Origin of the sequence: Kribbella catacumbae DSM 19601, assembly GCF_000372465.1 — a bacterium.
Taxonomy (GTDB): Bacteria; Actinomycetota; Actinomycetes; order Propionibacteriales; family Kribbellaceae; genus Kribbella; species Kribbella catacumbae.
In genome coordinates this window covers 1-1338 of record NZ_AQUZ01000142.1, presented here as the reverse complement: position 1 = coordinate 1338, position 1338 = coordinate 1, and the positions used below count along the sequence as shown (strand labels likewise).

Sequence of the window (1338 nt, the reverse complement as noted above, 5' to 3'; positions counted from 1 at the left end):
CCGGGTACGAGTGTGAATGCCACAGCTTCGGCGGATTGCTTGAGCCCCGCTACATTGTCGGCGCGGAATCACTTGACCAGTGAGCTATTACGCACTCTTTCAAGGGTGGCTGCTTCTAAGCCAACCTCCTGGTTGTCTGGGCAACTCCACATCCTTTTCCACTTAGCAATCGCTTAGGGGCCTTAGCTGGTGATCTGGGCTGTTTCCCTCTCGACTACGGAGCTTATCCCCCGCAGTCTCACTGCCGCGCTCTCACTTACCGGCATTCGGAGTTTGGCTGATTTCGGTAAGCCGGTAAGCCCCCTAGACCATCCAGTGCTCTACCTCCGGTAAGAAACACGCGACGCTGCACCTATATGCATTTCGGGGAGAACCAGCTATCACGGAGTTTGATTGGCCTTTCACCCCTATCCACAGGTCATCCCCCAGGTTTTCAACCCTGGTGGGTTCGGTCCTCCACGCGGTCTTACCCGCGCTTCAACCTGCCCATGGATAGATCACTCCGCTTCGGGTCTAGAGCATGCGACTATTTCGCCCTATTCAGACTCGCTTTCGCTACGGCTACCCCACACGGGTTAACCTCGCCACACACCACTAACTCGCAGGCTCATTCTTCAAAAGGCACGCCGTCACACCCACACAAGGTGAGCGCTCCGACGGATTGTAGGCAACCGGTTTCAGGTACTATTTCACTCCCCTCCCGGGGTACTTTTCATCTTTCCCTCACGGTACTAGTCCGCTATCGGTCACCAAGAAGTATTTAGGCTTAGCGGGTGGTCCCGCCAGATTCACACGGGATTTCAAGAGTCCCGTGCTACTTGGGAAAACACTCGGAAGTCACTGTCTTACGCCTACGGGACTATTACCCACTACGGTCCGTCACTCCAGACGGTTCGGCTTCAACAACGATTTATAACTCCCCGACCCCACGGCATTAGGATCTGAATGCTCCCACAACCCCATATACGCAACGCACGCCGGCTATCACACGCACATGGTTTAGCCTCATCCGCTTTCGCTCGCCACTACTCACGGAATCACTATTGTTTTCTCTTCCTGCGGGTACTGAGATGTTTCACTTCCCCGCGTTCCCTCCAGAACCCTATGTGTTCAGGCACTGGTAACTGGCTTTAGAATGCCAGCTGGGTTTCCCCATTCGGACACCCCCGGATCACAGCTTGGTTGCCAACTCCCCGGGGCTTATCGCAGGCTCCTACGTCCTTCATCGGCTCTTGGTGCCTAGACATCCACCGATTGCCCTTAGTAGCTTGTCACACAACAAAAAACAACTACTGAAGATGCTCGCGTCCACTATACAGTTCTCAAAATACGGGCAGG

At 54.6% G+C, this 1338-nt stretch carries 1 rRNA gene; it reads right to left on the bottom strand.

Annotated features, from left to right (window positions below):
* Nucleotides 1-1274: ribosomal RNA gene (locus A3ES_RS0145620) — 23S ribosomal RNA — on the bottom strand; the annotation flags it as partial.
* Nucleotides 1275-1338 lie beyond the last annotated feature (64 nt).